4 protein-coding genes and 1 pseudogene are annotated in these 4,273 nt (G+C 46.1%); 1 reads left to right on the top strand and 4 read right to left on the bottom strand.

Going from position 1 to position 4,273, the window contains the following annotated elements:
• Positions 1–203 precede the first annotated feature (203 nt).
• On the bottom strand, positions 204–1,076 hold the full coding sequence (gene hslO, locus ACXLDX_RS06280; protein WP_457576340.1) for an Hsp33 family molecular chaperone HslO: 873 nt from the start codon (positions 1,074–1,076) through the stop codon (positions 204–206).
• A 497-nt stretch (positions 1,077–1,573) separates the two neighbouring features.
• On the opposite strand from hslO, the gene ACXLDX_RS06275 reads away from it, so the two are divergent.
• On the top strand, positions 1,574–2,137 hold the full coding sequence (locus tag ACXLDX_RS06275; protein ID WP_457576339.1) for a chalcone isomerase family protein: 564 nt from the start codon (positions 1,574–1,576) through the stop codon (positions 2,135–2,137).
• A gap of 146 nt (positions 2,138–2,283) precedes the next feature.
• Here ACXLDX_RS06275 and ACXLDX_RS06270 read toward each other — a convergent pair whose 3' ends face one another.
• The 3 genes and pseudogenes from ACXLDX_RS06270 to ACXLDX_RS06260 all read right to left on the bottom strand — a co-directional run.
• A complete protein-coding gene (locus ACXLDX_RS06270; protein ID WP_457576338.1) occupies positions 2,284–2,634 on the bottom strand; it encodes a cupin domain-containing protein in 351 nt (116 codons plus the stop codon).
• A 5-nt stretch (positions 2,635–2,639) separates the two neighbouring features.
• The gene (locus ACXLDX_RS06265) at positions 2,640–3,614 is read right to left on the bottom strand and encodes a DMT family transporter (RefSeq protein ID WP_457576337.1); all 975 of its coding nucleotides are present in this window, start codon (positions 3,612–3,614) and stop codon (positions 2,640–2,642) included.
• 351 nt (positions 3,615–3,965) lie between these two features.
• Positions 3,966–4,273: pseudogene (locus tag ACXLDX_RS06260) on the bottom strand (hypothetical protein); the annotation flags it as partial.

The following is a 4,273-nucleotide window of genomic DNA, read 5'->3' as shown; positions in this document are numbered from 1 at the left end:
TTCAAATGAAAAAGTGTCAGTCCAGGTCATTTTATAATCAGTCTAATGTGATTTTTGAAATACGCCTGATAAAACAGGCCCAATCCCCAGGCTCACAAATAACAGGCTGAGTTTCATACGTAATCAGCGTTCCACCTGGGCGTTGCCGGGTCAAATTTAAAAATAACTTTTGTTATTTAGAAGAAATAGATTTATTCACTGATTCAGGACAACGCGAGGAGTTTCTCAAGTTTTTTTCCGTCAAACTGGTAACTGTCCCGGCAGAATTCACAGCGCACTTCGGTTCCCCCTTCTTTTTCAAGGAGTTGAGTCAGTTCTTCCCGACCCAGGGAAAGGAGTGCTCTTTCCATTTTTTCAAGAGAGCAGCTGCAGGAAAAACTGAGAGGAGTAGCCGCGGTCTTTTTATGGGGAATGTCGGCAAAGAGTGTTGCAAGAATATCTCCGGGGCTTTTGCCCTTGTTCAATAACTCCGCAAGGGATGAGAGTTTTTCAAGTCTTTTTTCAATGAGCAGCAGATTCTGTTCATTGGCAGGTGGAAGCGACTGGACCAGAAGGCCGGCCGCTCCCTCAATAATACCCTCCCGGTTCAGCCTGATGGAGAGAGCAATTGTGGAGGGAGTCTGCTCTGAAACGGTGAGGTAGTAAGCAAGGTCTTCCCCGATTTCACTGGTATAGAGCTGAATTATGCCGGGGTATTTCTTGTTGTCGCCAATATTTTTGGTGACGGTCAGAAACCCGGCTCTGCCGATTCCTGCTGCCACGTCTATGGTATTGTTTTTCAACGGCAGGTTCGCGTGGGGATTGGCAATATAGCCCCTGGCCCAGCCCCTGGCGCCGGCTTCTGTTATTATTTTTCCCAGCGGGCCATTGCCCTCAAATTTTAATTGAACTGACTGATTGTCTTTCAGAAGAGATGCGAGAAGCACTGCACCTGTAAGACTCCTTCCCAGTGCTGTTGCCGCAAGGGGGCCCACATCATGTTTTCTGCATGCTTCGTTAACCAGTGCAGTTGTATTGCAGCAGATCCCAAAAAAATCTCCGGATTCAGTAATAATTCTTTCAAGTATGTCGCCCATGTTATTCCTGTATAGTGAATTTGCCGGGCAAAATGGCCAGCTGGAAGGAGTGTGGGTCCAAGTGTGAAATGTATGATTGTATTTCAAAATGTTGTCAAGAAAAATATCACGGAGTTTCCACTGATTCGGCCGAAAATGTCAACCGGAAAGATCTTTTTGCCAGGGTGGGTTTTCTTTGTTTTACTGTTCTGCCAATCGGCCCCGTCACGCCAGGTAAAAGTTGATCAAAGATGCACGTTTATTTGCGGGATGAAGTTAACGTTTACGTCTTCGTAAGAACAATGTATTGTGTTATATCTAAATCCTGCAATTGGTAAGTTCAGAGTCTGGGCTTAGCTGCCGGAGATATGAAATTCAATGTACGCGAATTCGCATACTGTAAATCACTGATAACGAAGCAGGTAAAGGTCTGCGAGGATCAGGATTCGGTGAAACTGCCGATCCCGCAGTGCAAAGGAAGTAAAGATTTTAACCCGCATTTTTCAGGGAGGAGAACCATGAGAGCTTTAATTTTCTGTTGTGTATTGTTGATGGCGTTACCAGTCTGTGCCAGAGAGATTGAAGGGGTCAATGTGGCTGAAACTGTGCAGGGAACAGGGGGGAAAACTTTGCAACTCAATGGTGCAGGGGTTCGAACAAAGTTTTTCTTTAATATTTATATTGCTGAGCTTTACATGGAAAACCCGTCGGCGGTTGCTCGGGAAGTGCTGGCGGCTGATGGTGAAAAGAGAGTGGTCATGCACTTTCTTTACAGTAAAGTCGAAAAGGATCAACTGGTCGATGGCTGGAACGAGGGGTTTGAGGCAAACTGTACGAAAACGGAGCTGGAAACTCTGAGGGATAGAATAAACAGGTTTAACTCATTTTTTACCGATGTGAAGAAAGGTGACATCATAGTTTTTGATTTCATACCGGGACAGGGTACGTCTGTAACCATCACCGGAGAGGAAAGAGGGCGAATAAAGGGCAGAGATTTTAATGATGCACTGTTGAAAATATGGCTTGGAAAAGAGCCGGTCACTTCAAGCTTGAAGAAAAAGCTGCTGGATTACAGAAAATAAAATTCTTCTGTGCCGGAGAATCGAGGTTGTTTTTCCGGCACAGTATTGTGGGTGGTATTGACGATGTAAACAGTAAAAGGAAACTGAAAAAATCGCATATATGACCCCTGACGGAAATTCTATTTTGTCAAAGTATCCTTTGGAATCTAAATTTCATCCACTCCGGATGGAATGAGGCAGACAAAAACAAAATCCTCCCCACCTCCGTTCATGAACTGGTGTTCTTCACCGCCTGGAATAAATACCACTGTACCACTCCGGATATCGCGCCATTCACCCTTCTGGAAGACCTTTCCTTTTCCTGAGTGGACGAATATTTCATGTTCCCAGTCGTGGGAGTGTCTCGGGGTGAAACCTCCGGGTTCCAGTGTGAATACCCGCATGCAGAAGTTATCGGCGCAATCTTCCTTGCCAATCACCACGCGCCCGGTGACACCTTTAACAGTCTCACTGTCGAATTTATGGACTGGGCTGTCCTTGTAGTCTGCAATTTTCATTGTTCTCACCTGTTTTCTTCATTTTTCCGGATTTTCCGGTCTGGCAATAATAAGCTTTTTCCGGAGGATTGCAAGGGAGCAGTGTCCTCGGGTCGATGTAGACCCATGTAGATGGCGGAAAGGGTGATGACGATTCCCAGCCAGTTGAGGGGACTGGTCGGCCTGGAAAAAAAGAGGACATCCCAGAAGAAGGAAAGAGTCGGCTGCAGGAGAAGGATGAATCCGGTGAGAGAGGCCCGAATCCGCGAAATGGCATTGGTGATCATGATCCAGCCGATTACCTGGCTGAAAAGAGCGAGCATCAGCAGAAAGAAAAGATTCCTGCTGTCGGGAATAGTAAATGTTTTCCCCTGAACATTCATCTCCAGGCCCATGCAGAGTGTGCTGAAGAAGGAAATCAGCATCAACGTGAAGAAGAATGAAGTTCGGCTGTTGTCCTGCTGGATTTTTCGCAGGCTTATCAGGAACGCCACATAACAGAGTGCCGTCAGAAGACCGTAAAAAACTCCGGTTTTATAATTGGCGCTTAACTGGCTCCAGTTGACTCCGACCACGAGAAACAGCCCCAGAAAGGCGGTCGGGATCGAGAGAAGAAAGTGGATCCGGATTTTTTCATTTAAAAAGACAATCCCGTAGAGAGCCAGGAGAAATACCTGAAAATTACTGATGATTGTGGCCAGGCCAGGGCCGATATAGAGGATGGATTGATGCCAGAAAAGAAGGTCAAGCCCGAAAACCAGGCCACAGAAAAAAATCAGACGGAATTTTCGTAGGGTAATTTTGTGTATCTCCCTTCTCCAGAAAGCAACAGGAAAAAGAATAAGAAAACCGAAAAAAACACGGTAAAGCCCGGATGTTGATGGTGGTACATCCGCAAGTTTCACCCAGACGGCGGAGAAACTGATAAGAAATGCGCCCAGCAGAACATGGATAACAGATCTGTTCCCTGAGTAAAACCGTAAACTATTTTTAAGAGTCATAATGGAGGTTAAACCGGCCCTTTGAAGTAACTGGTTTTTGGATTTTCAATTCTTTGTTAGTGCCTGCCCATAAATGGTCTTTTTGTCCGATATCTGCGTTGCCCAAAAAATTTTATCCTCGGAGGTAAGCGTAGACTCCGATATCAATTATATGCCTGCGGTAAAATTTCCCGTGCGCCTTGATCTCGAACAAAAATCCTCATTTCTGGACAGACACTAGTTAGTGCCTGTTCAGAACCGGGCAATTTCGTGCAAGAAAATGTCCCTGGGGGCTTTTCTGCAGCCGTCCTGGCTGCAACCAGTTTCCGGCCATGCGGTCAATCGCGACAGTATAAAAATGGGGTGGCCTGGTCACTTACCCTTTGACCGCAGAATAGTGATTCTTCCATCTGGTTCTGCCGGGCTGACGGTCTGTTCCCTGAGAAATCTGTCAATCATGATTGAGCCCATTGTTGAGTAGGTATTACGGATATCATGGCCATACTGTCTGAACTGAACATAACCGTCTCCTCCGTGGAGTGCCAGGAAATCGTTGGTTGCCAGAAGGTAGTTACGTTCAGGATCCAGGGGATGCGGCAAGCCATCGGAGTCAAGTATTTTAAGACTTCGGATTTTCAAGGCATCAGGGTTTGCGGGAGAATTTGCAGAGAGGGTAAGGC

This window comes from Desulfomarina sp. (assembly GCF_054039375.1).
The sequence above is the reverse complement of the archived record's forward strand: the minus strand, read 5'-3'. Positions and strand labels throughout refer to the sequence as shown.

Coding starts and splice junctions, on each gene's coding strand:
- hslO (WP_457576340.1), bottom strand. CDS start 1,076: ATGGGCGACATACTTGAAAGAATTATTACTGAATCCGGAGATTTTTTT.
- ACXLDX_RS06275 (WP_457576339.1), top strand. CDS start 1,574: ATGAGAGCTTTAATTTTCTGTTGTGTATTGTTGATGGCGTTACCAGTC.
- ACXLDX_RS06270 (WP_457576338.1), bottom strand. CDS start 2,634: ATGAAAATTGCAGACTACAAGGACAGCCCAGTCCATAAATTCGACAGT.
- ACXLDX_RS06265 (WP_457576337.1), bottom strand. CDS start 3,614: ATGACTCTTAAAAATAGTTTACGGTTTTACTCAGGGAACAGATCTGTT.